17 protein-coding genes and 1 pseudogene are annotated in these 25,456 nt (G+C 46.7%); 5 read left to right on the top strand and 13 right to left on the bottom strand.

All coding sequences use genetic code 11. The annotated features are described in order from the left end of the window. Window positions 1–35: 35 nt before the first annotated feature. From ONB37_09795 to ONB37_09775, 5 genes are all read right to left on the bottom strand, one after another. A complete protein-coding gene (locus tag ONB37_09795; protein MDZ7400443.1) occupies window positions 36–473 on the bottom strand; it encodes a nucleoside 2-deoxyribosyltransferase in 438 nt (145 codons plus the stop codon). A gap of 79 nt (window positions 474–552) precedes the next feature. Further along, window positions 553–2,271 carry a metallopeptidase TldD-related protein gene (locus tag ONB37_09790; GenBank protein MDZ7400442.1) on the bottom strand — a complete coding sequence of 573 codons (1,719 nt, stop codon included), beginning with the start codon at window positions 2,269–2,271 and terminating at the stop codon, window positions 553–555. A 501-nt stretch (window positions 2,272–2,772) separates the two neighbouring features. Continuing rightward, window positions 2,773–4,506, bottom strand: a complete 1,734-nt coding sequence (locus ONB37_09785; GenBank protein ID MDZ7400441.1) for a metallopeptidase TldD-related protein — start codon at window positions 4,504–4,506, stop codon at window positions 2,773–2,775. Window positions 4,507–4,601: 95 nt separating this feature from the next. Beyond that, entirely contained in the window at window positions 4,602–5,630 is a 1,029-nt protein-coding gene (gene cydB / locus ONB37_09780; GenBank protein ID MDZ7400440.1) for a cytochrome d ubiquinol oxidase subunit II, read from the bottom strand. Then, complete coding sequence (locus ONB37_09775) at window positions 5,627–6,970, bottom strand: cytochrome ubiquinol oxidase subunit I (protein MDZ7400439.1); 1,344 nt, start codon at window positions 6,968–6,970, stop codon at window positions 5,627–5,629. Before ONB37_09775 ends, cydB begins: the two co-directional genes overlap by 4 nt. Window positions 6,971–7,164: 194 nt before the next feature. Between ONB37_09775 and ONB37_09770 the strand changes: the two genes are divergently transcribed. Continuing rightward, a complete protein-coding gene (locus tag ONB37_09770) occupies window positions 7,165–8,166 on the top strand; it encodes a cobalamin-independent methionine synthase II family protein (protein ID MDZ7400438.1) in 1,002 nt (333 codons plus the stop codon). A 207-nt stretch (window positions 8,167–8,373) separates the two neighbouring features. Here the strand turns inward: ONB37_09770 and ONB37_09765 are convergent, their stop codons facing one another. From ONB37_09765 to ONB37_09730, 8 genes and pseudogenes are all read right to left on the bottom strand, one after another. After that, entirely contained in the window at window positions 8,374–10,467 is a 2,094-nt protein-coding gene (locus ONB37_09765) for a S46 family peptidase (GenBank protein MDZ7400437.1), read from the bottom strand. Window positions 10,468–10,809: 342 nt separating this feature from the next. Further along, window positions 10,810–12,549: a CAP domain-containing protein gene (locus ONB37_09760; GenBank protein MDZ7400436.1), complete on the bottom strand. Its 1,740-nt coding sequence runs from the start codon at window positions 12,547–12,549 to the stop codon at window positions 10,810–10,812. A 51-nt stretch (window positions 12,550–12,600) separates the two neighbouring features. Continuing rightward, window positions 12,601–14,076, bottom strand: coding sequence for an oligosaccharide flippase family protein (locus tag ONB37_09755; GenBank protein ID MDZ7400435.1), 1,476 nt, complete (start codon window positions 14,074–14,076; stop codon window positions 12,601–12,603). A gap of 10 nt (window positions 14,077–14,086) precedes the next feature. After that, window positions 14,087–15,406, bottom strand: a complete 1,320-nt coding sequence (locus ONB37_09750) for a hypothetical protein (protein ID MDZ7400434.1) — start codon at window positions 15,404–15,406, stop codon at window positions 14,087–14,089. 71 nt (window positions 15,407–15,477) lie between these two features. Next, a pseudogene (locus ONB37_09745) lies at window positions 15,478–15,588 on the bottom strand (DapH/DapD/GlmU-related protein). Window positions 15,589–16,122: 534 nt separating this feature from the next. Then, window positions 16,123–17,007 carry a D-glucuronyl C5-epimerase family protein gene (locus ONB37_09740; GenBank protein MDZ7400433.1) on the bottom strand — a complete coding sequence of 295 codons (885 nt, stop codon included), beginning with the start codon at window positions 17,005–17,007 and terminating at the stop codon, window positions 16,123–16,125. Beyond that, the gene (locus tag ONB37_09735; protein ID MDZ7400432.1) at window positions 17,007–17,798 is read right to left on the bottom strand and encodes an acyltransferase; all 792 of its coding nucleotides are present in this window, start codon (window positions 17,796–17,798) and stop codon (window positions 17,007–17,009) included. The genes ONB37_09740 and ONB37_09735 overlap by 1 nt, the downstream gene beginning before the upstream one ends. Before the next feature lie 119 nt (window positions 17,799–17,917). Continuing rightward, window positions 17,918–18,967: a nucleoside 2-deoxyribosyltransferase gene (locus ONB37_09730; protein MDZ7400431.1), complete on the bottom strand. Its 1,050-nt coding sequence runs from the start codon at window positions 18,965–18,967 to the stop codon at window positions 17,918–17,920. A gap of 620 nt (window positions 18,968–19,587) precedes the next feature. Between ONB37_09730 and ONB37_09725 the strand changes: the two genes are divergently transcribed. From ONB37_09725 to ONB37_09710, 4 genes are all read left to right on the top strand, one after another. Beyond that, window positions 19,588–20,520 (top strand): sugar phosphate isomerase/epimerase, encoded by a 933-nt coding sequence (locus tag ONB37_09725; protein ID MDZ7400430.1) that lies wholly within the window; start codon window positions 19,588–19,590, stop codon window positions 20,518–20,520. 114 nt (window positions 20,521–20,634) lie between these two features. Then, window positions 20,635–22,149 (top strand): transglutaminase-like domain-containing protein, encoded by a 1,515-nt coding sequence (locus ONB37_09720; GenBank protein MDZ7400429.1) that lies wholly within the window; start codon window positions 20,635–20,637, stop codon window positions 22,147–22,149. Window positions 22,150–22,273: 124 nt separating this feature from the next. Continuing rightward, the gene (locus tag ONB37_09715) at window positions 22,274–23,281 is read left to right on the top strand and encodes a D-cysteine desulfhydrase family protein (protein ID MDZ7400428.1); all 1,008 of its coding nucleotides are present in this window, start codon (window positions 22,274–22,276) and stop codon (window positions 23,279–23,281) included. A gap of 306 nt (window positions 23,282–23,587) precedes the next feature. Beyond that, window positions 23,588–25,429: an SUMF1/EgtB/PvdO family nonheme iron enzyme gene (locus tag ONB37_09710; protein ID MDZ7400427.1), complete on the top strand. Its 1,842-nt coding sequence runs from the start codon at window positions 23,588–23,590 to the stop codon at window positions 25,427–25,429. Window positions 25,430–25,456 lie beyond the last annotated feature (27 nt).

Genomic DNA, 25,456 nt, shown 5'->3' with positions numbered 1-25,456 from the left:
TTTGACCCAGCAAAGAATTGATCATTCCATTCGATTCAATCTGAAGCAGCTTTCAAATTGGCTCGGCCGAGGAATTCATCCAATTGCTGAAATAAAAGCGGTTCGTTCCGATATTCGTACAATGTCAGATATGGAGATGTATTTCCGATGATCATGCGGCTCACGAAAATTCCCGGTTGATAGAGGCACAGAGTTGGAACGCGATGCTCCAACGCATAGCAGATCTCATAGCCCACCCCTAACGAAGGGTTTGAGACCTCGGCGACCACGCGATCGCACTCATTTAGCCATTGAATATCTCGCTCGAAGATCGCTTGCGGACTGAGCTGATTTTCAAAATCGAAAATATTGTCGATCACAATATGCTCTGTTAATACCTGATGCCCCTGCTCCTTTAAATAAGCTACGATCTTTTTATAAATATCTAGATATTTTCTGCCACCAGAGATCGACGCTGAAAAATAGATCCTCATCCTCGCTCCATATCAATTACAATTCAATCTTCATTATCGTGCCGATGTCCCAAAAAAATGGAGGGAATAGGTTCTGGCGTTACTGGTTCGTCAGCAGCGGGCTTGGCACCACCGGAAGCTTTGGCGTAAACGATCGTTTCTCTTGTTCGAGCTCGAGTTCCTCAAAAATGAGCGCATTAGGAACGATATAGGAGGCGGGAATGCCGCCCTTTTGATATAAGATTTGCTCGGAACTTGCCAAATAGATGCGCCTCAATGAGCTGACAGCCAATCGACCCAGGCTTGCCGAACGGACCAATTCTTCGCTACCATCAGCCACCCGAACCCGATAAACCATTGCTGTCCGAAGCGAAAAAGTCATCTTGCGGATGATGATAGCATATTCCAGCCCCTCCTGCTGGGCCAATTTGAGCAATTCAGTTTTCATTTCAGCCGCTGTTTTCCCTTGGTTGCTGGTAATGACGATCACACTTGGCCCGAGTCGGCTGCCAGCAAATTTTCCAAGGCTGAACATTGGCCGTTCATGGCCATTAGAAGATTTGATTTTGAGTGTTGGGGTACGATTGCTCAATAACATTTTTAAAATGCCATTCTCAACCAATAAGATTTCATTTGGTGGGACTACGCCCTCCTCATCGATTTCATAACTCCCAATGAGGTTTGTCCCTGCAAAACTTTTCAGCGTTGGGCGTGCGACAATGGTCAGGTCTCGAGAGAGAATGCGGGTGCCGATTTTATCTTCGAGCGATTGACTGGGTAAAGGCTGGGAGCGCCCGATTGCAGCAGTGACCGGCTTGCGGAAAGCGAGCAACCCACCAGGTCGCTCAAACAATTGTTGGGACATCAATTCAGCCACCGCTGTGCCCTCAAACATCACGGGTCCAGTATAAGCACCATCGAAAACTGGAGCACGGCGCAATGCCAACAAGCGTTCAACCAACGAGATTGTCTCCTGTTTCAGCACCGGAAGTGATGGCAGTTCATCTGGGCTGAACCCGATGAAAAAGAATGTGTCGGTAAGCCAATCCCCATCAACCGCTTGGGCGGACCCATTAACGATAATGGAAGCCAGCCTGAACGGCTGGATCACCTCAGTGCCCTCGCTGTTGATGAAATAGCTATCGCCATGAACTAAATTGAATCGAACTTGAGACGTGTAAATATCTGGGTAGGCTTTGAATAGCGACGACAATTGTCGGACGATGCCCTCCCAGCGAGCTCGGTCGAATTTGAACTCCGGCGCTGGTTTGCGATATTTTACGACAGGCGCCCGACTGAAATCCTCCAGCGAACGTTCCTCTTCACTTAGCTCCTGCTGTTCCAGGGCTGCTTTTTTTCGTTCATATTTTTCCGATGCGCTTTTATATACCCGATCGGTCGAGATCCACAGCGCACGTCGAATACCATAATAATCATCTTCAATCGGCAATTCATCCATGCCCTGCAGTAATGAACTTTGAAAGTCGCTCGGCGCTGAGTCCTGAAAATTTTCATCGGTCATCTGATAATTTCCAACCATAACGCGCACATTGTAGCTGCGCAATGGGCTTACCTCCGATTCGATGAGAGCGCCAAGCGTTGCCGAAATCGAAACGGATGTGAAATCGCGAACCGTGTAGGAAATGAAAAATGGCCGCTGCAGACTTTCCAATTGCAGTTGTTGCAGGTTTCGGGTCAACTCATCTTTCATGGCAGATAAGATGATGTCGTGCGTCGTCTCAGTCTTTGCAGAAATAGATGCAATGAAAATTAGCGGCATCGATATGAATAGGGTAATCCGTCTAATTATATTTTTCATGTTTACCTTTTAAATTTTTAATCCGTGGCTCTATCGTTAATCAGATTGCCTCTGGTCAATTCCATGGAGGCGATCTTTGATCCTTTCAAATAGGCACTTCAAGATTTTGGAACATTCAAAGAATTTGAAATTTGGCCGCGACGCCTGAGAATGCAAGGATCTCTTGGATTTTTAATTTGAAAGCTATCAGGGATTCCTAAATGCGCACCAGTGACACGAATCTATTCAATATCACTCTTTCTGCAGATGTCTATGCGCTCCTGAAAAAGCAAAAAGGAACAAGTCTGACATGCCGATAAACAAAACAATTTGTGAGTCCTCGCAATTTGTGGGATTTCACTCCATCATTACTGGTTCAGAACGAACTGTCCCCACAATTTGCAAAGATCGCCTCGTTTTATTAATAGCAAATTGATCCGCTTGGGATGAAAAAAATGGCATTCGAATTGATAGGCGAAAATTTCTCAATGAAACCATTCAAAATGATTAAGGGCCTATTGGTTACTTTTTGAAAATTCTTCTAATGTCTGGCCGTTCCAGAATTGGCGGTCGCTCTTGCGATTTGCTTTTCTTCTGAACTTCGACTTGGGTGACAAGGAGTGCAGGAGCCATCGCAGATACGGGGATATTGCCGGATTCGGCGCCACAAATGCCATTGAATACATCATATTGGTCGCTGGCATCCGAGATCATCGAAAACATCACCAGCGGTGTTCCAACCAAGTCCACCCCGCGAACCAATTCATCTGGCCGGCCATCGGTGTAAACGCGATAGACCTCAGTGGGAATGACATTAAACACGTTGGGCATATCTCGCCCAGTGATGGTAAACCCGCCTTCGATATCCTGAAACAGCAGCCCGAACGGCTTGCCCTGTTTATTGCATTCAGCGATGAGTTTTTCTCGGAGCTGCTGGGCCGAGAGCGGCGCTGTTGATTCGATCAGCATATTGGATTGTCGTGACAGGGGTACATAACCAGCTTGGGCTCTCCCATGACCATTGGACCGGGGGAAATTTTCTATCGGCGAACGCGACATCAAAAACGATTTGAAAATACCATTTTCCACCACAGCGATCCGACGCGATTGAATCCCTTCATCGTCAAACTGATAATGGCCAACGAGATGAAATCCGCGATAGCTTCGCAGGGTCGGATCGAACGTGACCTGCAAATGCTCCGGCAAGATGAGTTGGCCGATCTTGTCCTTAAAAGTCTGCCCCTCTTCCTCGCTCTTCTGCCGATGCCCCTCGATCCGATGGCCGAATACTTCATGAAAGAACACTGCAGCGGATCGGCCCGAGAGAATTGCTGGACCTGTATAAGGTTCTACCAAAGGAGCGTTTCTTAACGCTTCCAGCTTCTTGATCATTGCCGCTACGTCCATTAAAATTTGCTCATCCCCAGGAAGGTCCTGCGGGTGGGAAGCTGCATAGCTCTTATAGAGCGGCAATTCCATGCCATCATCTGCCTTGATGAAGCCCGAAATATATAATTGGGCAAACACGGCATTTTGAGCGATCCTCGTCCCTTCGCTGGTAACGAGATATTTCCGTTCCACTGAAAAGCTGAAGCTGGCCTGTCCGCCGAAAATCTGCTTCTTTTCTAAAAATGCCTTTGAATATTTTTTGACCTTTTGTTCCCAAATGGATCGGTCACCCAGCACCGCTTTGACATTTATGGTTGGCTCATAAAAAACTGCCACTTCCAATTCGCGCGAGAAATCGGCAGAGGTATCCTCAGCAGCAACTTTGGTAGCGACATTCGCCTTCGCCCGCTGATATTGTTCTACTGCCTGACGATATTGTTGGTCTGTCAATCGCCAGATAGCCATGCGGATCGCTTCCGGAGAATTCTCGCGCGTAATGCGCTCCACGTTTCGGCTTCCAAAAGAAGAGATATCAAAAAAATCGCCTCGGAGCTCATGGCTATTATCGAATCGATAATCGCCCACGCGAACTATCACCATCAGCAGACGCGAGTCCGAGCTGCTGGCATTGGTCAGGGTGCCAAATGAGGCGCTCACGCTAGTTTTATGTACATCGCTCACGGTATAGCTGATAAAATACGGGGGAATTGCTTCCTGTTGAAGCACTGCAAGCTCGCGATTTAATTCATCGCTCAATAAAGTCATTAGCGAATCTTGGGCTGAAATGAGACCCGGTACGCAAAATTGCATCCAGCCCGCGCATATCAGCCAAGCGACCTTCGCCATCGGAATTTTCAAAAAGGTCATGCTTTCTCCAAAAAAATATCAATCCACTCCATGGTTGGATGTTCGTTCTCATTGAATAGAATCAAATCCACTTTTATGATGAAAACAAGTCGGTATTAGTAACTGGAAGCATCCAGTTTGACCTTCCCGCGGAAAATATAATAAATGCTCACCGTATATGCCAATACCAACGGCACCCCAATGATGGCGATGATCAGCATGATGCTCAGCGTTTTATGCGAAGATGCGGCGCTGTAGATCGTTAAACTGTTTGAGAAATCTGGACGCGAGAGCACGATGTTAGGATACATGCCAATCCCGAAAATGGTCATTAGCGCGATCATCGCGGCGCAGGATGATAGAAAAGCGCGAAAGTCATTCCCGTGAATAATCTCCCGCGGGATATTAGCAATCGCCAACATATTCAGAAATGGGACGATAAAAAGCACTGGTTGCTCGCGAAAATAATAGACCATGTGAGGGACGAAAATCAGCGTCACCATGGTGGTGGTCACATAGCAAATGATGAAGAAGATGATGGTGTTATTCACCCAGCCGCGAACTTTGTCGTGGAGCTCACCCTCGGTTTTCAACACTACATAGATCGCGCCGTGCATCATAAATAATGCGACCGTGGTGATTCCCACAAGCAGCGAATAGGGATGAAACAGTCCCCAGAATGATCCAATATAATCTCCCTCTGAATTCAGCGGTATGCCCCAGATGATATTACCGAGCGCGACTCCAAGTACCAGACTGGAGAGAATGCTGCTCACGCTGAAGCTGATATCCCAGGTTTGCCGCCACCAGCGCATGGGTTGCTTGCTGCGAAATTCGATGGCAACTGCGCGAAAGATCAAGCCGAATAGGAAGATCATGAACGCCATGTAGAAACCGGAGAAAACGGTCGCATATGCCCGAGGGAACGCTGCGAACAGCGCGCCGCCGCCAGTCACCAGCCAAACCTCATTACCATCCCACACTGGGCCGATGGCATTCAGGAGCAGCCGACGATCACGATCGGTTTTGGTAAACAGATGAAGGGCACCTACCCCGAGATCAAAGCCATCGAGTAGCGCGTAGCCAGTGAATAAAACGCCAACCAAGGCAAACCAGATGGTATTTAAATCGAATGCGATACTCATGCTAAATGTCCCTCCTTCACTTGATCTTCCACCGGGCCATGTTGAATTTTATCGTTCAACAAGTAAATAAACAGCACGGTTAGCATCAGGTAAATAATGCCGAAAATTGCCAAAGAGGTAATGACTTCATGAGCGGTTACGGTTTTGGAATAGGCCTCCTCAGTGCGCAGAAGGTTATAAACGATCCATGGTTGCCGGCCGATCTCCGCCGAAAACCACCCCAATTGATTGGCAAATTGAGGACCTAATACTGACAACACAAAGATCCATAACAGCCATCGATAATCAAATAGCTTTTTCCGCCACCATAAGAATAAGCCCAGCCAAGAAAGGGCAATTAGCCCGACACCGATGATCACCATGGCGTGATAGGTTTGGAATACCACAGCAACCGGTGGCCGGTCCTCTGGAGGAAAGGAGCTCAGTCCAATGACTGGATCTTTCGGATCACCGCTCAAGAGGAAACTTAACAAACCTGGGACGCTGATCCCATAGACTTTTTCGTTTTTCTCATCGACCCAACCGATCAAATGATACGGGGCAGGTTCTTTTTCTGGGTAATGGGCTTCATAGGCAGCAAGTTTAACAGGTTGATATTTGCGCACCACGATGGCGCTGTAATGACCGCTGATCAATTGAAGCACCGAGGCAATTGCCCCCACAACTAAACCGATTTTGAACGACCGTTCAGCGAAGTCAACATGTCGTTTTTTGATTAAATAATAGGCGCTGACGCTGAGCACCAGAAAAGCGCCAGCCTGCCATGCGCCACATAACACATGAGCAAGTCGATCGATCGACGATGGATTGAATACCATCTGCCAAAAGCTTACGATCTCGGCCCGTGCCGTTGATCCAATACCAACAATCTGATGTCCAGCCGGGGTTTGTTGCCAGGAATTGGCCACCACAATCCAGATTGCACTGAAATGGGCGCCAAAAGAGACCATGATTGTCGAAATAAAATGGGTTCGAGGCTTTACTTTGTTCCATCCAAAAAGCAAAATGGCCAGAAAACCAGATTCCAGAAAGAACGCAAAGATTCCTTCAGCCGCCAATGCACTTCCGAACACATCGCCAACAAACCGAGAATAAGTCGCCCAATTGGTGCCAAATTGGAATTCCATAACAATCCCTGAGGCAACGCCAAGGGCGAAAATCAATCCGAAAATCTTCACCCAGAAACGCGTCATTTGATGATAAAGCTCATTTTTCGTCTTGAGATACATCCCCTCCATGATGATCAGAATTATGCTCAGCCCGATGCTCATCGGCGGAAAGATGTAATGAAACGCGATAGTAAGACCAAATTGAATACGGGACAGGGTCAAGACATCCATAAAACCTCTCCAGTTATTTTTTTCAAATAATTGATCATTCGCGGTGCAAAAATACTAATATTATGACAAAAATGCAAGCAATAAAATTGGCGGTGACGCAATACAGGTGATTTTCAATATCAAAATTTTTCAGTTGATTTTTGGGATAGAAACGTTTAGATTCTGCCAATTATAATTTGAGGATTGAAAGACCTATGAAAGAGACAATTTTGACGACAACAGTTGGCTCCTATCCTGTCCCAGATTGGTTGGCAGCCCATCCCAGCGAACAGGCGCTGGTCGATGCCACCAGAGTGGTTTTCGATATTCAACGCCAAGCTGGCATTGATCTGCCCACCGATGGGGAACTATATCGCTTCGACATCAACCATCCAGACACCAATGGGATGATCGACTATTTTATTGGTAAAATGGCTGGCATCACCACCCAGATCGGCCGCTCACAACATGAGCAATTTCGACAAAAATCGGAGGTGGCATTTCGTGCTAAACCAGCAGGTGCAGTCATCGGTCCGATTCACGAAGGAGGTCTAAACTTACTCGCTGACTGCGAACGGGCGGCGGCGGTCGCCAATGGTCCATTCAAATTCACGGTGACCAGCCCATACATGTTGGCCAGGACTTTGCTCGATTTCTATTACCATGATTTCGAAAGGCTGACACTGGCGATAGCAGATGTCCTGGTCGAACAAGTGAAGGGCTTGCCTTGCGCTTGCGTCCAGGTTGATGAGGCCAATATCCCTGGCAATCCCAATGATGGTCCGTTAGCCGCTAAGGCGATTAATATGGTACTGGATGCAATTTCTGTTGAGAAAGCGGTTCATTTCTGCTTCGGCAACTACGGCGGCCAAACCATTCAACGCGGCACGTGGCAAGCGCTCATCGGCTTTCTCAATAGCCTCCATGCCGATCATCTGGTGCTGGAATTGGCGCATCGACCAGAAAGCGATTGGGATGCCTTGGTTCAAATTGATCCCAGGATTCAACTGGGCATCGGAGTAATAGATATCAAAGTAAACCACATCGAGACTCCAGATGAAGTGGCCAAACGCATCGAAAAGGCGATGGCAAAATGCGGCATCGATCGCATTCGCTATGTCCATCCCGATTGTGGTTTCTGGATGCTGAAACGTTCCGTTGCAGATCGAAAGATCTATGCTCTGGTCAAAGGCCGAGACCTGTTTTTGGGCCAATGAAAAATTAGGTGATTGGGCGATTGGCAAATCGAGTGATTAGCGAAGTTGGGCGGTTGCACATTAAGAATCGATAAAGGGCAAGAGATCGAACCAGCTCGGTCGGACAACTCAGTTCATGATGAATTGGAATGATGGAATAATGGACCTCATTTTTCATCATTCCATTATCCCATCATTCCCTTAAGCCATCATTGAGAGATTCGATTGCTAATATCCCAATTCTTTCGCAAGCGCATCGGCATCGTAGAGTTTTTTGAGCGCTTCGATGATAAACGCGCTATGGACCGAGACAGCGCGATTGGTGGTGTCATCGTACACAAATCTTCCCACCAGGCTTTCGATATTTCCATCGAAAATGAGGCCGACCAGCTCAGCGTTCTTGTTGATCACTGGCGAACCGGAGTTGCCGCCAATAATGTCATTAGTACTCACGAAATTGACTGGGGTAGCAAGATTAAGCTTCGATTTTCGATCCCAGAAGCGCTTGGGCAGCGCAAAGGCATCTTGCTCGTTGAAGCTTAGGCTTCGATCATAGAGGCCATATAGGGTGGTCTTATAGGGGGCCTTGGTCCCGTTCATCGGATAGCCTTTGACCACGCCATAAGACAGCCGCAGGGTGAAAGTGGCATCAGGATAGGTTTCTTTGCCATAAACCGCAAATCGGGCGCGGGCGATCTTTTCGCTGGCCGGGATCAGGATGCTTTGGAAATTTTTCTTATCATCTTCAATCTGCTGTCGCTGCAAAGGCTCAAACTTCCTTGCCAGTACGATGAAAGGATCGGTTGCTTGAGCAACCGCATCTGCTCCGCCTTCGATCAGCGATTTTCTATATCCGACATCATCCAGCCTGGTATTAGCGAGCAATTCCTGGGTGACTTCCAGCGGTGTACGACCATCGAGGATAATCTTGAGATAAGGGTCATCTGGTCCTAATTCATCCAGTGCCAGTTGCATCATCCCGCTCATGGTAGCCTCTTCTAGGTCTTTATAGATCGGCGCTGGAGAGAACAAACGATAGCGCAATTGCTCCAGTTGGCTATCATGATACCCATCCAGGCGGTCTTCATCGGGTTTGGTAACCTCAGCTACATAGAACACGATCTGGTTGGCGATGTTATAGAAACGAGAACTCAACGCCATCCGCTGATAAAACCGCTGCTGAGCAACCTGCTTCTGCTGAGCAATGACCTGGCTGATAGCATCCCAAGCCGAGCCATATTGCTCGCGCCATTCGGGATTAGCGTCGATCTTCTGTCGAAACGCCAATTCTTCCTGTCGTGCCTTTTCCATCACTCGCGCATCCAGCAATCCTTGGTACTCCCCAGTTTGAGCTTTCTTGCCGTTCTCAAGGCCGAATATCTGGCCCAAAGCGCGACGATGCTGTTCTGGACCTTGCTTGGCATAGTTATATAAAATCTCCAATCGCTTGTTGATCATCTTAAGCATCATCGGGTATTGCACATCCCGCTGAAACACCAGTTGATCATAAGTATTAAGCCGATTGGTAGAACCAGGATGCCCTGAAACAAAAACCAGTTCGCCATCTTCCGCCCCTTTGGCATTGATCTTCAAATAATGCGGAGAACTAATCGGCCGATCGTTTTCATAGACGCGGAAAAAGGCCATATCCAGATCGTAGCGCGGATAGGTGAAGTTATCATCGTCGCCGCCAAAGAAGGCGATCTGTCGCTCGGGCGCCATCACCAACCGCACATCGGTGTAGCGCTTGTATTGGTATGCCCAATACTCTCCGCCACGATAGAGTGAAACGACATTGCAGGTCAGGCCAGTCTTATCCAAATACTCTTTTTCGATTCGTGCTATCTCGGCCTCACGCGCCTTAAGCGCTTCCTGCTCGCTCATGCCCGAGGTTACCGCCCCTAATACCCGATCAGTCACATTTTCCATGGCATAAAGCACATTCAACTCTAAATCAGGACATTTCACCTCGTCCTTCAGAGTCTTGGCATAGAAACCGGTGGCGACATAATTTCTTTCGGCTGTGGACATCTTTTGGAGTTGTCCCATCGCCACATGATGATTGGTCAGCACCAGACCATTCGGGCTTACGAATGAACCTGAACCGCCGTCGTTGAACCTGACGCTGGCCAGCCGCACATGATCCAGCCACTGCTGAGTCGGAGTGAAACCATACTTCTCCTGCAACTGTTTTATTGGAGGATTGTCGAACGTCCACATCCCTTCGTCTGGGGTGGATTGAACGTCCGTGAAAGCAAAAGGTAAGAGAAGCAAGCTAATAATGAATAGCACTGTAATACTGAAACGATTTTTGTTAACCATGAACCACCTCTCTGTTTAGTGTACTTTTATTGCTTTGAAAGCTTGGCTGATCTGCCTCAAAATGATCGGCTTTTTAACAGGGCCAAGACACTTATACGACCTCAATGAATAAAGTTCCACCAAGATGAATACAATGACTTCAAAAAAACAGATGAGCTCGTGCAGCTTAAAAAATGAAATATCTCATTCCTATCGTGCAGGACCTCAAGAACCAACCGAACAAGCTCTTGCAAAGTTCCGCAAACTCCCAAGGGGCTCGGTCACAATCCCTGTCAAATCTCAAAGCTTTGCTCAGATCGACTGGTAATTAGGTCATGAGAGGCTCGTCATAAAATCGGCAGGTTATTGTTCTTTGGTTGGCGGATAGAAATCTATCTCCAATTTGAATCCATCCGCAGTCTGGATCAAGCTGAGGAAATGGACTGCCCCAACGTTGGGATGGCGCCAGATCCGCTGACCCTTGGGACTTAGAATCAACTGTTCGATCTTTTCAGGCGATGCTGCATGATATGTGGCTGTGGTAACTTTTGGTTGGTTTGGCGGATTTGTTAACCAGGTCAAGTCCCCTCGGATCGCTTTCATTTTTTGAAAAAGCGATGTCAAAAATTCCTCAGCCTGATCATCAAAATATGGGTTTGTCGAGAAGTGCTGAGCCACCAGAATATGCCGAGTCTCATCAACGGCAATCCCAATCCCAACTCTCGTCATGTTAGAATCGATCATAGCTGCATAATGGGCGGGACTGGTGATTAAACTATAAAAAGCCTGGTCCAGATAAGGCGCTTTGGCAACATTTTCTTTAATACGCTCGATGATTTTGAACTTCCTGCGCCGCATGTCTAACACCTCTCCATCTTTCGGTGCCACATGCGCGCAAAAATTTTCCCGTGCCATTCGATCGGCATAATACTGAGACAGAGCCGTTAATTGAGGATCCAGCGAGAGAAGCCGATACCCTAATCGCTGACGTATAGAATTGATTTGATCAAGCATCTGATTTCGGCTTTCTTGAAGATCGAGCTTTTCAAGACTCTGCGGGATAGCAATTTTGGGTGGCGGCAATATCGGAAAATAGTTGCCACAGTAGAATGGGACGTTCAATAATGCTTTGCCATAGGCGTCGTTGATCTCGAGCTGATAGACTCCATAAAAGCGCGGAATATATTCCAGCCAGCATTTTCCTTCCGGATATGCAGAAATAGCATCCTTGCCAATCGAAAATTCAGTCAGACGCTTATTCGATCGCAATTGAACGATATCCACTCGACCATCAGGTCGCTTGATATAAGCATCGGGTTGAAAATAGGCCTGAATGGTGAGATCCAATTTCAATCGTCTTTCGACTGTTGTGCTCGGATCAAATTTCTCGTTAAACTTTACCACAGCATCGATCACTGGCGGGATATTCTCTACCAAGATGCATGATAATTGTTGCCATGGTCCCCAATCCGATGCCATCTCGTACCAACTTCCATCTAATGAGCGGGCCCCGCGAACCCGAATGAGCGCGTCAGCCTGGCTGAAACCCACCAGCTCCTGCGGATCGATTTGAAATGAACCATTTTGATTGGAAATAATAAAGCTTTTCTCTCGGCCACCCTGCTGGATCTGCAAATGCACCAACTCGTTCTGCGTCTGCCAGATGAGCATGGGCTGGAAATTATCACTCCACATCCTGAAACCGACGATTGGAAACAACGGCAATGAATCTGGTTTTAAAGGCTCCACAGCTTTTAAAAGCAGGCTTCCGAGCAATTGGTAATTGGCCTTTAAACTGAGACCATAGAGGCCAGCATATCGGAAATGAAGGGCTAATGCGAAACGACCATGATGCGTTTTTGTCTCAACAATTTTATGATAATCTTCTGTCCCTTCCAATAATTGCAAGGCTGCCGACATCAGCAAATCTCTCGTCGAATCGATCAACGCTCCCCGCAAGATATAGATTTCTCCAGCCCGAAATATTTGGGGCAAGGGCCGATCCAGTCGCACGCTGTCAAATGGCGGGCGTTCAGATTGGGCCATTGCGCCAATCAAAGGCATCCACCATGTGCCGAGCAACAGAACCCTCACGATTCGCATATCAATCCCCCTCCATCATGGTTTACTCGGAACGATCGAGCTGTTCTAATGTTAACGAAAGCTTATTTTACCATAAAATTTGTTGATGAGGCCTTTCAGGCTTCTAATCTCTCGGGCATCAAAAATTTTGAACACGTAGATCAGTACCAAAAATAGCCCCAATAAGAGGAATTGAAAGATCAATTGAAAAGGCACTTTTACCCAATGATCCAAGAGCACAATCAAACCAGTGATCAATCCGATTTTGATCAATTTTATCTGCTCATATTCAATCGGATAAATCCGCTGAGTGATAAGATATAGTGATATCGCCATCACGAAGTAAGCGATCAAAGTTGCATAAGCAGCGCCCATCAATCCGAACCAAGGGATGAGTATCATATTCGCCAAGATATTCACACCAGCCCCGATCACATTGATATGGGCGAAATACTTCGTTTTACCAGTCAGAAAAGCGCCAGGCTGAAAATTAAGATAGAATCCGAAGAAAATATAAGCCAGGATGACCACGGGCACTATTTGTAAGCTAGCCCAGTACTCTTTGCCAACGATTGTATATCCAAACAGTCTGAAACGAACGATAGTCTGCATGAACATCGCAAAAAATAAAAAGATGAGACTGCAAAGCACAGTGAAATAAGTCATCACTTTCGCGAAGATTTGTTTCGCGTTTTGTTCGTTCGCAAGACTCAAAAAGAACGGCACCCAAGCGACATTAAACGCATTGATGAACAACTTGATCACTAATGAAATCTTGTAGCCAGCACCATAGATCCCAACCGCCGCCATGCCGAGATATTTCTCGATGAATTTTCGATCCACTGAATCGATCAAAAAGATAGCCAGGGCAGAGGGCAAAAATGGCAGCCCAAATTTCAGCATCTTCTTTAAGAGTTCTTGGGAGGCAGGGACAAGCATATGCCGAATGGTGAGCGGTAGCAGCATCATAAAAGTGATCCCAGACGCGAGCAAGTTAGCAAAGAGAATCCCTTTCAGCCCCATGCCATATTTGACTACGAATTGAATATTGAGACCGCAGTTTATAGCCACATTTAACAAGCTCACCACTCCATAAATCACCGACTTTTCCTCAGCGCGAAGGATATTTTTGGCAAGCAGGATGAATGCATCCAGCGATAAGATGCCAACGACAATGGCCATGATGTCCTGGTATCGTTGGTCCTGAAAAAGCCAAACCGATAACTGGGCCCGAAAGCTGTATGTGATCAGCGAGAGCCCAATTGCCAACACCAAAGTTGCCAGAAACGCTGTGGCAAAATATTGATCCTTTTTTCGCCGATCTGGTTCGAGGATATAAAACTGCAAAAAAGCAGTGTTCAGCCCAAAGGAATAAATAATCGCCATGAAGCCGATGAACAGCAAAAGGAGGTTGAAAGCACCGTATTCTTCAGGGAGCAGCTTATTGGTATGAACGGGCAGCAAAATAATGATAACGGCTTTGGACAACACCTGTCCCATGCCATAGATCAACGATTGCTTCGTCAGTCGCAAAATGGCTTTTAGCATGGAATCTCCATCATTCCAGCGGCCAGTCTAACGATCTCAGCGGAACCATGGCGATCTGCTGCTGTGCGGAAAGTTGAAAAACTTGACACGGGAGCCTTTGATTTTCCAAAAATAGTTCCACGCTTTTGTCGGTTGGGCATATAAACGTTATGCCAGCTAAATCATCTGGGGCGAGCTCATAAGCCGGAAAACTGGACAGCGCTCGTTGAACCCTAATCCGATAGCTGGTGTTAGAGCTAATGGTTGACCACCTGAGATATTTATGGACAAAATTGTAATTCAATAGCCGACTGGTCGTTTCCACCCATATTTTTCCTGAATGATACAGCTCGGCAAGCTGCACCAGCTTTTGAACTGTAGTATCTGGCAGCGGGCTCCGATTGCTTTTATCCTGCTGATCGCCAAGATGGATGTAAACGATCAAATACCCCTGTTTCCTCAGCAAATGATCGATCACCTGATCGTTCAATAAAAAAGAAAGATGATCAGACCAATCCAATTTGCCATGGCCATATCGCTTGAATTTGAACAAAATATTGCCGTCTCGAAGTTGATCGATCTGGATCAAGTTGTTTTGAAAATCGAAGGGTTCCCAGGGAACGAAATGTTTGCGATGAAATTTAAAATAAAGCAGATCAGCAAAGGAAAAATAGCCTTTGATAATGCTTTTCAGCCTGTTTTTGAAGCCGGAATAAAGCGGGCTTCGCCAGTAGGCATCACTGAAACGCACTGGTGCATCCTGCCCTACCAAGCTGGTCAGCGAGGCTTCACTATCCCAGTAAAAACGCACGCCATAGTCCACCAATAAGTCTGAATGGTAGAAATCCAACGCACCAGATGTCCCATCATCCTCATGAGTGGGAATATCACCTTTGCCCCATGACAACGATCCGATGTTCTGGACGCTTTCGATGCCACCATGATTGGTCCACACGCGGATTTTCAGATTATGCTTCTCAAGTTCCTGGAGCGCAATCATCGCCCGCTTTCGAGAAAAATCGCTAATAGCTGGAAAATTTCCATAACTATGCATCACATCCAATATGCCAGCTTGGATAAAATCGCGGATGAGCGGGGCGTGCGTAGAGGGCTTTCCATTTAAATCTTCAAAATATGAAAAAGCTGAATTGCTGATGCCAGGACGATCGTACATCCAGAAGGAATCCCCTATGGATAGGCCGAGCCCCGGGCCAAAGATCGTGTCTTGACAGGTATTGAGAAATTTATGAATCTGAACGAAATTCTCAAAGCTTGTGCCATCAATATCGCTACAAATAGCAATGGCAGCCTGATAGGGATAGGGAAATTTTCGAAGCTTGATCGTTTCCATGCCTGCTCCTGTTGCTAAGTCCTTTGTCCGATCTGCTTGGCCGGTACCCCAGCGACAATCGTATACGGGGCAACATCTTTAGTCACCACTGATCCGGCTGCAATAACCGCGCCGTCCCCAATAGTGACGCCCGGCAACACAATCCCGTACGCGCCAATCCAAACATCATTCCCAATTACCACATCATGCTCATCGCCTGGTTGCTCGCGAATCAGCCGGTCCCGGCGAATGCCATGATTATCAGAAGTAATGAACACACCAGGTCCGCAAACAAAATTATCGCCGATTTTGATGATCGATTTCTGCCCAGCCCAAAAATAGCAGTGACGATTGAGGTGGCAATTTTCGCCCAAAAAAATATTGTGGGGATTCGCAAACGAAACCGATGGCCGAATCACAGTCCTATTGCCAAGCGCTCCCAGATGCATGATCGACCAGACATGATGCGAGCAAAATAAAGCTATCACCTGGCGCAATTGTCGCCAAAATACTTTGGAGAAAACAATCTTAACATATTTCAAAAAAGTTTTCATCGCAAATTCGATAATTTGATTCAAGGTCCCGCTCATTTGATCGACTGTGATTTGAATCAACGCAGCGTGTTATATCAGCTTACGCGGTCCATTTGGCAAAAAGATTGATCAATCTGCTGGAATAAAGAAGTATAGTTGCACTCGAAAAGATGTTTATTGTACATTTTCCGATCCTCGAATCGGTTATATTTCAGCAATCGATCTAAATTTCATCTGCCATTTCTGTCGGATCTTGCTTAGTAGCCATCGCAGTTGGCAGTAGTTGGAATTGATATAAGTTCGCCATCGCAGTTCATAATTGTGGAAAACAGGCTCGCCAGTCAATTCAGCCAAGCGTTTCAGTTGTTCGATATGGAGCCGATGATAGGCCCGAGACGCCAGCCGATGCGACGCATGCTGATCATAATAAGACCAGAACCCAGCGTCGTATCGTTGGAGATTTGCGCGGAGGCTATTGCTCAACTGTGAAAAAAGCTCCGAGGCATGAGGGTCATCCAAATATCGAGCATACTCGTAGACCCCAAACATCGCGAAGATGAAGCCATTCAAAACCCCGGTCATAAAATGCGGAGAAGGATATTCTTCGATGATCGGTCGACCATCTGGGAAACTGGCGATCACTCCACCCTCCTGAACTTTGACCGAAAATATTTTCATAGCACCTATGGCGGTGTCGAGAAAGATCGGATCATTCGTAAGCTGATGGGCGCGTAGCAGCACAGACAGCGCTTCACCCTGCGCCATACCCGAGATCCACCGAGGAGTGATACCGTAGAGCGGAATCGCGATCCGATAGTACCAGACCTTGGAATTTGATGGACCATCCTCGGCGTTTTGAGCCAACCAATTCGCCTGGTTGAGGAAGATTTCTTTGGATCGGCTTAGCTTTTCCCGCCAATAGCGATTGAAATGATGCAGCGCATACTGGCAGACCGTGATCGGATTATGCTGCCAATCTGGCCGGCGTTCGAACCGAGTCAGCGGAATGCCATGAGAGTTGAACTCATATTCTGAAAAATCCTCACCCAGGCTTGCCTGATAGTTTATTGGGTAAAGACCTAAATTCATCACCGCAGCTCGTACATTTCGGGACGACGATCGTCGAAAATCGGATTATTTGAAGTGATCCATTTGTCATGCGCCACCAGTGGATCAATGTCAATGATGGCTGCCTCTTCCCTATCGTTGCTCGCCCGATACAATATTTCTCCCTTGGTCCCAGTGATCTGACTTGCCCCAGTGAAAGCGAGCAGTGTATCCCCTCGCTGTTCAGTACCGATCCGATTGGCAGTGATGGCGAAGATGCGATTTTCCAGGCATCGAGTCACCATGGCATTTTGGCAATATGGCAGCACGAGATTGGATGGATGGCAAATCACTTCCGCACCTTTCAGCGCCAATGTCCGCGCTGCCTCAGGAAAAATCCAATCGAAGCAGATCATTAGCCCCACTTTCGCTGAACCGATATCCCAAACCCGAAATGGCAGATTGCCAGGAGCGAACCAATTTTTCTCTCGATCAAATAGATGAATTTTTCGATAGGTTCCCATCACTCCATTGGGATTTACCAGCACCGCTGAGTTATAGAACAAGTCATCATGTTTCTCAGCAATACCAGCCACAATATGGGTGTTCTGCTCTCGGGCAAGTCCGATCAAAAATTGGACCGTATCGCCCTCAGGAATTGGCTCAGCTAAATTTTCAAGTTCCCCTCTAGACGTAAAGATGTAACCAGTATTGAATAGCTCAGGCAAAACCCACAGATCTGCGCGAGATTGTCGCATCAGCCGATCAACGGCGTTTAGATTCGATTGTTTGTCCCCAAATTGAACGTGAAATTGAATAAAGCCAACTTTCATTGCTGCTCTTCATCCTGCAATTAATTCCGTTCTTCAAATATCTCGCATCCGTAGAAATCGGGAAGGACTGAGACCTTTGTTCAAGAGCATTCCGTAAAGATTGCTATTAGCCCTCTGAATCAGATCGAAATTGGATAACTGCCAAAGCGATGACCAGTTTCAATCATTGCCAGATAATTTCGAAACGGCACATACTCAGGGACCGTATTCCCAGAGCCAAGGCAATAACCTCCACCGGGAGCAACATGTTTCAAGAGGAATTTTACTTGATCCTCAATTTGTTCTGGGGTCCCTCGAGCAAGGAGATCGACATCCACGTTGCCAACCAAACAGAAATCGCTACCCCTTTTTTGTTTCAGTTCCACGATATCCATGGCCTGGGGTTCAATAGGCTGGAGCGCGTTGACCCCACAAGCCTTGAGATCATCCAATACGCTCCAAATATCTCCATCGGTATGGTAGATAAATGGGATGTCATTATTGCGACACAGATCGCCGATCTTTTTCATCCATGGGAACAAATAATTTCGATACACCTGCGGCGATACAAATAGACCGGTATTGATCGCAATATCATCGCTATAAAAGATGGCTCCGATTTTATCAAAGGTGACGATGGTTTCAAATAACTTCAAGACGATCGATCCGATCTTATTGAACAACGCCTCCACCAGCTCTGGGTTATCGATCAGTGCAAACGAAAACGTTTCGAACCCCATGAAATCCCAGGTCCATGTAAAAATATCGCCGTACTGGCCGATGATCTTCATATTTTCGGGCAGCAATTTTTGCGCGGATTCGAAGTCTGAATAATCAACTTCCTCCATTTTGGGCCAGCGATATCGCTCAAATTCTTCCATCGTGGTGATGATCCCTTGACCGCTGGCGTGCCAACTGCGCTCGTTCACATTTTCACTGGACTGAGAGATTCGTTCACCCTCTTTAGGTTGAATTTTATCTGGGTTCATATCGATCCGCGGCGAAATTTTGACATAGTCATATCCAGCTTTTTGATAAAATTCAATCCGATCTTTCAGGCCAGCGATAGGCTTACCCAAAAATTGTGACATGATGGATTCGGCAATACCGAGTTCCAAAAGCGGCACCCGATCCGGTTGACCACCAAAGAGCGCGGTCCGCAATCGATCGAAATCTGGTTGATAACTCATCCCCTACCTCAAACCGACTAAAGAAGTTCTGCTGCGAATATGCCAACCCTGCTGGATTGTCATGCCTGCGCATGCAGACATCTTTTTAATAATTGCATTCGCAGGAATGACATCATTTCATCAGAGTTCGATTTTTGTAACAAGAATCAATTTTGCATTCATCTATTTTCTATCGTTCAGATGAAAACTAGCTCCCCATCGCCCGCAGGCTAAAACAAAAAAATCGAACGAGTTTATAATGCCAGTGGGCCACTTCATACGAACGAACGAAGCAAACTTAAAAAATTAATCCCGCAAAATCAAGCAAAATTTTTGAGAAATAAATCTAGTTCATGGCCCAAAAAATTGCTTGATTCTTTGATAAAAAATTCATATTGTCTATCCCTTATTTATCAAATTCAAATTAGACTTCTGCAACAAGATCAATTTGCGAACAAATAGGTGTCACCTCTTTGATCTGTGGGAGTTTAATCGGATATCGATAAATCGCACATTAAGAAACTCCTGAATTCTCAGGCATGACATGATTACAAAGCGATTTTATTTGAAGAATACTAAAATTCAAATTAGAAATTGCGGCATACATTTTCAGAACATGGATAGGATAATTCAATCAAATAATGATGATGAAAAAATTCGGAATCTCCACGGCTTGGAAATCGCCAGAAATAATAGATGGGAACTTGTTAATCGATGAGCTTGAGAAAACCGGTATTCCTGGGATCGAATTGGACTATCGGATTACGGTGAAAGGACTGGAACAGATCAAGGAACGGCTGGGCAACGGATCGCTCCAGGTTTTAAGCTTACACAATTACTGCCCTTATCCTGAAGCGCTGCCAATCGAGCATGCATCTGGAGATGGCTATTCGCTTGCTTCAATCGATGAAAACGAACGCCAGTTGGCTGTCCTTTATTCGATACGCACGCTCCAGCAGGCGCATGAATTAGGTGCAAAGGCCGTGGTATTTCATTTGGGTCGGGTAGCAATCGACCGCGAAAATGAACGCTGGTTTGAGCTGTTTCGCACAGGCCAATTCGCCGATGAACAAGGTCGACAGTTCTTTGAAGCCAAGCTCGAAGAACGAAACCACTCTAAACCGGCCTACTTCGAGGCGTTATTAAAAAGTTTGGATCAGCTTAATCGCCAGGCTGAGCATCTCTCGCTGTGGATCGGAATTGAAAACCGCTATTGTTACGACCAATTGCCCAGTTTCGAGGAAATCGGGGAGTTGTTAAATCGTTTTGCTGGCGGTCGTCTTGGTTATTGGCATGATACAGGACACGCCCAAACGGCCGAGACGTTCGGTTTGGCGCGGCATGAACATTTTTTGCAGCGCTACGGCCAACAGCTCATCGGCATTCACCTCCATGACGCCCAACAGCACGGCTTTAATGACCACTATGCCCCGGGCAGCGGCCTGATAGACTTCGATATGATTCGGCGCTATTTGCCAGATCATGCGCTTCGGATCATCGAGGTGCATCCCAAGGTCAGCCTCGACGAGCTAAAACAGGGAGTCGCCTTCTTGAAAGAGAAGGGAATTATCTGAATCGTTCCGCTGAATCAACAAACGATGTAACCTCATGAGCAATCCAATACGATCATCGTTGCTCTTGATTCGGGGAAAGATCGTTTTTAAACAGAAATACAATAGAGGTCCGCAATGAACGAGCTCAGAGTATTTTGCTCATTGGTGCTTTTCATGATCATCAAGCCAATTTTTCCGGCTGAACATTACCATTCGCCGCGACGAATCGAAGCCAATTACACATTTGAAATGATGATCGATGCAGAATATCGAGAAATAGATCGTTCTGCAGGCTATTGGCTGCTGCTCCCGGCCAATTCCTCCAGTCAGCGAAATATCCAATTCATCTCCATCCATCCCAAGCCAGATAAATTGATTCCTAATTTCGCCGGAGAATCGCAATTGGCTTACTGGCGGGTGCCCAGTCGCAACGCAGGCGGATCGTTCCGGATTACGATCGATTTGATCGCAGACCTTTATCAAGTAGATTACTTTCTCGATCCCAACCAAGTGCCTGATGATTACGGTCAATTATCAGAGAATCTGCTCCAATTTGTAAATAGTGACTCATTGGCTTACGTGACACCACAAGTCAGCCAACTCGCCCTGAATTTGACCCGGCATGCAACGGATCCTTTGGTGAAAGTCCGCAATATCTATCGATGGGCGATAGATCATCTCGAGCCTCAGTTTCCAGTGACGCAGCGAGGGACGAGGGCATTGTTCGTTAATGATGAAAATCTATTGGAGGGAAATTACAGCGGCGACAGCGCTGAATATGCTTGGGCATTTGTGGCATTGTGCCGAGCTGTCGGAATTCCAGCACGCTCGGTAACTGGATTTTTAGCCAAACCCAACACGGAATTACCCCATAATTGGGCCGAATTTTATCTCCCCTCTTGGGGATGGTTGCCAGCCGATCCTTATTTGGCCGATTCCGAAGAATTGCTCAGGGAATTCTCCGGCCAGGCTGATGCATTCTATTATTTCGGCCATCTGGATCATTATCACCTCGCCTTTTATAAAGGCAACGGATTTATGATCGAACCAAAGAGCAATTTAACCGCTCCACCATTTATTTTTCAGGGTCAAGTCTGGTTCGCTCCAATCGGCATTTGGGATTTCGGCCATTTCACCAATGCGGGCGCGAATTTAATGGTTCACTGGGAGGCGCTGTTGATCAACGAATTCGAACTCCCTGAATATGGGCTGGTCATTCATTTTCCAACCACCTGGCAGCATCAGCATGATCCAACTCCAAGTCCCTATCTTTTGAAAGAAAAATTTATCACCACCGATAAATCTACTACACTGGATTTGATGGCAAGGGAGCTTCCTTCGGAGCATAAAGACATTGATGCGGCCACTGCGGCAAAATTGGAGCTCACGATGCTCAAGCAATCGTTTCCAGAACTTCAGCTTCTCTCTGAGCAAGAAATCACTGTGGATGGAGCTAACAGCTATCAGTTCATTTCCAAATTCAAATCGGGATCGGTCTCGAAATGGGAATATCGCCTCTACATCGTTCAGCCAAATCATCTGTTTTGGCTGATTGGTTCTTCCAGCGAAAACGATATGAAAAAAGTCAACAAGATTTTTGAACCCATCATCAAAGGAATTCGATTTCGCTGGCCCGAAGGTTTCAGATAGCAGGCAGTAGATCGGATTTTTCTCGTTCTCTGCGCATCGTCGCGATAAATTTCTTGTCATCAAAATAGCGCAGTGATCCACTTCAAATAATCCCCTATGGGTTCCATGTTAGGAGGATATTAAAGTGAAACAATTCGAATTTCCGGATCGAATTCGATTAGCCAATTTGCCGACGCCGATCGAGAAACTTGATCGGATCTGCGTTCAGTGGGGCGGCCCACAAATTTATGTCAAGCGAGACGATCTGACAGGGATGGCGTTATCAGGTAATAAAATCCGCAAGCTGGAATTCGTTATTGCCGAGGCTCGAAACCAGGGAGCTGATCTGTTAATCACCTGCGGCGGCGTCCAGTCCAATCATGCCCGTGCTACGGCTGTTGCAGCAGCTAAATTGGGAATGGCATGCTATCTCGTGTTACGAGGCTCATCAGATTCCCCAATCGATGGCAATTTGTTACTGGATCGATTAGTCGGCGCGCGAATCAAATTTATCTCTGCTGAGGATTACTCAAAACGAGTTGATGAGATCATGGCAGAGCTGGCGCTTCAATTGAAACATGATGGCTTTCATCCTTACATCATTCCAGAAGGTGCTTCTAATGAGCTAGGTTGCATGGGATATGTCGCTGCCATGGCCGAGATCAACAAACAAATGGCTGAGCTAAACTTTGTGTTCGATCATATCATTTGCGCAACCGGCTCCGGCGGCACTCAGGCTGGCCTGATATTAGGTAAAAAGCTGTTCGCGCCTGATTGTGATGTTATCGGTTTCAACGTCTGCGATGACGAGGCCTATTTCGTGCGAAAGATTCGGCATATCGCTACCATGGCCATCGAACGGTTCTCAATTCCCATCTCGCTTTCTGAGAGGGATATTAAGATCATTGACGGCTATGTAGGAGATGGTTACGCATTGAATCGCCCAGAAGAGATTCACTTTATCACCGAATTGGCGCGGACTGAGGGTTTGATCCTGGATCCTGTCTATACCGCCAAAGCGTTTTTGGGTCTCAAGGATCAAATTGAAAAAGGGAGATTCTCTTCAAAGGAGAGAATTCTATTCATCCATACCGGCGGCCTTTTTGGCCTGTTTCCAAAACGAGAGCTCATTGTCGAACAATGTTCAGATTGATTTTCCACACGATTTCTAAAACTATTGGGGGATTCGCCCCTTGAGGCATACAAATTTTCCGATTTTTACACTTCAATTTCATCATCCAAACCCGATTTCCTAATCGCTTCTATCCTTCCTGATATTTCCCTGATTTGAATTTTTCTATGCAGGATTTTGAGTCGGCAGTTGTGGTGGACGTTAAGGTCGAAATTAAACAATTTTAACTTGACATTTCCCAAAATAATGACCATATTTTGGCGCTTTTCAAATGTTGCCTTTGGTTATCCAACAGGTATTGACATCTGATCTCTAGGGCAGAACGTTATGAAAAAAAAAGCTCGATTTCTTGGGATTCTGGGGGTTTTAATTTATGGTTCAATGCGATTGTTAAGCGTCCACTTGCCGTTTTATTGTTTTGCCGAACCGCTCGCCCAAAGCGATGGAAATGATCACGGCAGCAACCCAAGATTCGAGCTATTAATCGGCAGGCCAGTTGATCAAGATAGCACCCGTCGGAAGCCAAGCCTTCCATTCGATGATTCTACTTCAAGCTCAAAACCAGTTGGACCTCTCGTTTTTTCCCAGCTCCCCATCGCTATCATGATCAACGATGGATCGCAGTACACGCGATCGAACCGTGTTCAACTGCAACTTACTGCTCCTGAGGCCGTCTCGATGAAAATAGCCAATCAGCCTGACTTAGCTGACGGCCAATGGGAGCCATTTTGTCCAACGAGACTTTGGAATTTGTCGCCTGATTACGGCGAACGCTCGATCTTCTGTCAATTTCGCTATCCGGATAGTAGCCTTTCGACTGTCATTTCTGCAACTATTTTTTTGAACACCATCGCGCCAGTAGCAGCGTTTCAGATAACGCCAGACAGCGGGATTGCAGGCGAAACTATGTTCACATTTGATGCCAGCAGTAGCGACCATCCTTTGGGCGTGCAGTTGCGCTGGGATTGGGACGGGGATGGCCAATTCGATACCGATTGGTCATCTCAGCGACTGGAACAGCATCAATTTCGTTTCGGTGGCGGAAAAAAGCTGGTCAATTTGGAAGTTCAGGATCCAAGCGGTTGGGTGAGCAGGGCTACTCGGTCCATCGTCGTTTATTCCCGGCCTTTTCCAGAGTTCACCTATACCCAGGACCCTCAAGATCCTCTGCGCGTCACATTCGATGCTTCGGGCTCAGGCGATTATGAGGACGGCAATCGGCTGCAATTTCGGTGGAACTTCGATTCCGATTCCACCTGGGATACTGGCTGGAGCTGGGCCCATACCATAGTTCGGCAATTTCAGGTATTCAGTTCCATGCACGTGACACTGGAGGCAAAAGATAGCCAGGGACTGACCAATAGCTATTTGGCCTTAGTGACCAATCAGTTCGAGGACATGGTTTTTGTCCCGGCTGGTGAATTTACAATGGGAAGCGATAGTTTCGATATTGATGAGCGCCCCGTTCATCAAGTCTACCTCAGCGATTTCTGGATCGATCGTTTCCCTGTAACCAACCAGAAATACGCCCGCTTTTTAAACGAGTATCTTCAAAAATACGTTGATCGTAGAGATGACATTTCTAGGTTCATCGATTTGACTGCCAAAGAATCGAAGATCAGATACGAAGCTGGCGAATATGTAGTAGAACAGAATTATGAAGATCATCCAGTGGTTCATGTCACTTGGTATGGTGCGGAAGCCTATTGTCAATTTTATGGCAAGCGTTTGCCCACAGAAGCGGAGTGGGAAAAAGCAGCTCGTGGCCCAGACCAACGTCGGTTTCCTTGGGGCAATGACATCGATAGTTCACGCGCGAATTATTGGGACAGCGGCGATCCATACGATAACGAAACAACCCCCGTCGGTTTCTTCAATGGAAGCAACCACAATGGTTTTCAGACCAAAGATAGTCCCAGTTACTATGGCGCATACGATATGGGCAGCAATGTAAAAGAATGGGTGGCAGATTGGTATTTGCGCACTTATTACATTAATAGCCCACCGAACGACCCGGCAGGTCCCTCCACTGGAACCCGAAAAGCCGTGCGAGGCGGAGGCTTTCTATTCCATGCTGAAGCTGCCCGTGCTACCGGCCGCTATTCGCTGACGCCAGATCGATCGGCATCCTTCATTGGCTTTCGATGCGCCAGATCAGCGACCAAATAAACCCCGATTATGACTCTTCCATCGATT

The sequence above is a fragment of the candidate division KSB1 bacterium genome (assembly GCA_034506395.1).
Taxonomy (GTDB): domain Bacteria; phylum Zhuqueibacterota; class Zhuqueibacteria; order Thermofontimicrobiales; family Thermofontimicrobiaceae; genus Thermofontimicrobium.
Note: the sequence above shows the minus strand (reverse complement) of the source record. Positions and strands in the feature narration are given on the sequence as shown.

What these genes read in the sequence shown, in the direction of transcription:
- ONB37_09760 (MDZ7400436.1), bottom strand. Translation starts at nt 12,549, where the DNA reads ATGCGAATCGTGAGGGTTCTGTTGCTCGGCACATGGTGGATGCCTTTG.
- ONB37_09770 (MDZ7400438.1), top strand. Translation starts at nt 7,165, where the DNA reads ATGAAAGAGACAATTTTGACGACAACAGTTGGCTCCTATCCTGTCCCA.
- ONB37_09710 (MDZ7400427.1), top strand. Translation starts at nt 23,588, where the DNA reads ATGAAAAAAAAAGCTCGATTTCTTGGGATTCTGGGGGTTTTAATTTAT.
- ONB37_09755 (MDZ7400435.1), bottom strand. Translation starts at nt 14,076, where the DNA reads ATGCTAAAAGCCATTTTGCGACTGACGAAGCAATCGTTGATCTATGGC.
- ONB37_09720 (MDZ7400429.1), top strand. Translation starts at nt 20,635, where the DNA reads ATGAACGAGCTCAGAGTATTTTGCTCATTGGTGCTTTTCATGATCATC.
- ONB37_09785 (MDZ7400441.1), bottom strand. Translation starts at nt 4,506, where the DNA reads ATGACCTTTTTGAAAATTCCGATGGCGAAGGTCGCTTGGCTGATATGC.
- ONB37_09730 (MDZ7400431.1), bottom strand. Translation starts at nt 18,967, where the DNA reads ATGAGTTATCAACCAGATTTCGATCGATTGCGGACCGCGCTCTTTGGT.
- ONB37_09750 (MDZ7400434.1), bottom strand. Translation starts at nt 15,406, where the DNA reads ATGGAAACGATCAAGCTTCGAAAATTTCCCTATCCCTATCAGGCTGCC.
- ONB37_09725 (MDZ7400430.1), top strand. Translation starts at nt 19,588, where the DNA reads ATGATGATGAAAAAATTCGGAATCTCCACGGCTTGGAAATCGCCAGAA.
- ONB37_09795 (MDZ7400443.1), bottom strand. Translation starts at nt 473, where the DNA reads ATGAGGATCTATTTTTCAGCGTCGATCTCTGGTGGCAGAAAATATCTA.
- ONB37_09765 (MDZ7400437.1), bottom strand. Translation starts at nt 10,467, where the DNA reads ATGGTTAACAAAAATCGTTTCAGTATTACAGTGCTATTCATTATTAGC.
- ONB37_09775 (MDZ7400439.1), bottom strand. Translation starts at nt 6,970, where the DNA reads ATGGATGTCTTGACCCTGTCCCGTATTCAATTTGGTCTTACTATCGCG.
- cydB (MDZ7400440.1), bottom strand. Translation starts at nt 5,630, where the DNA reads ATGAGTATCGCATTCGATTTAAATACCATCTGGTTTGCCTTGGTTGGC.
- ONB37_09740 (MDZ7400433.1), bottom strand. Translation starts at nt 17,007, where the DNA reads ATGAATTTAGGTCTTTACCCAATAAACTATCAGGCAAGCCTGGGTGAG.
- ONB37_09790 (MDZ7400442.1), bottom strand. Translation starts at nt 2,271, where the DNA reads ATGAAAAATATAATTAGACGGATTACCCTATTCATATCGATGCCGCTA.
- ONB37_09735 (MDZ7400432.1), bottom strand. Translation starts at nt 17,798, where the DNA reads ATGAAAGTTGGCTTTATTCAATTTCACGTTCAATTTGGGGACAAACAA.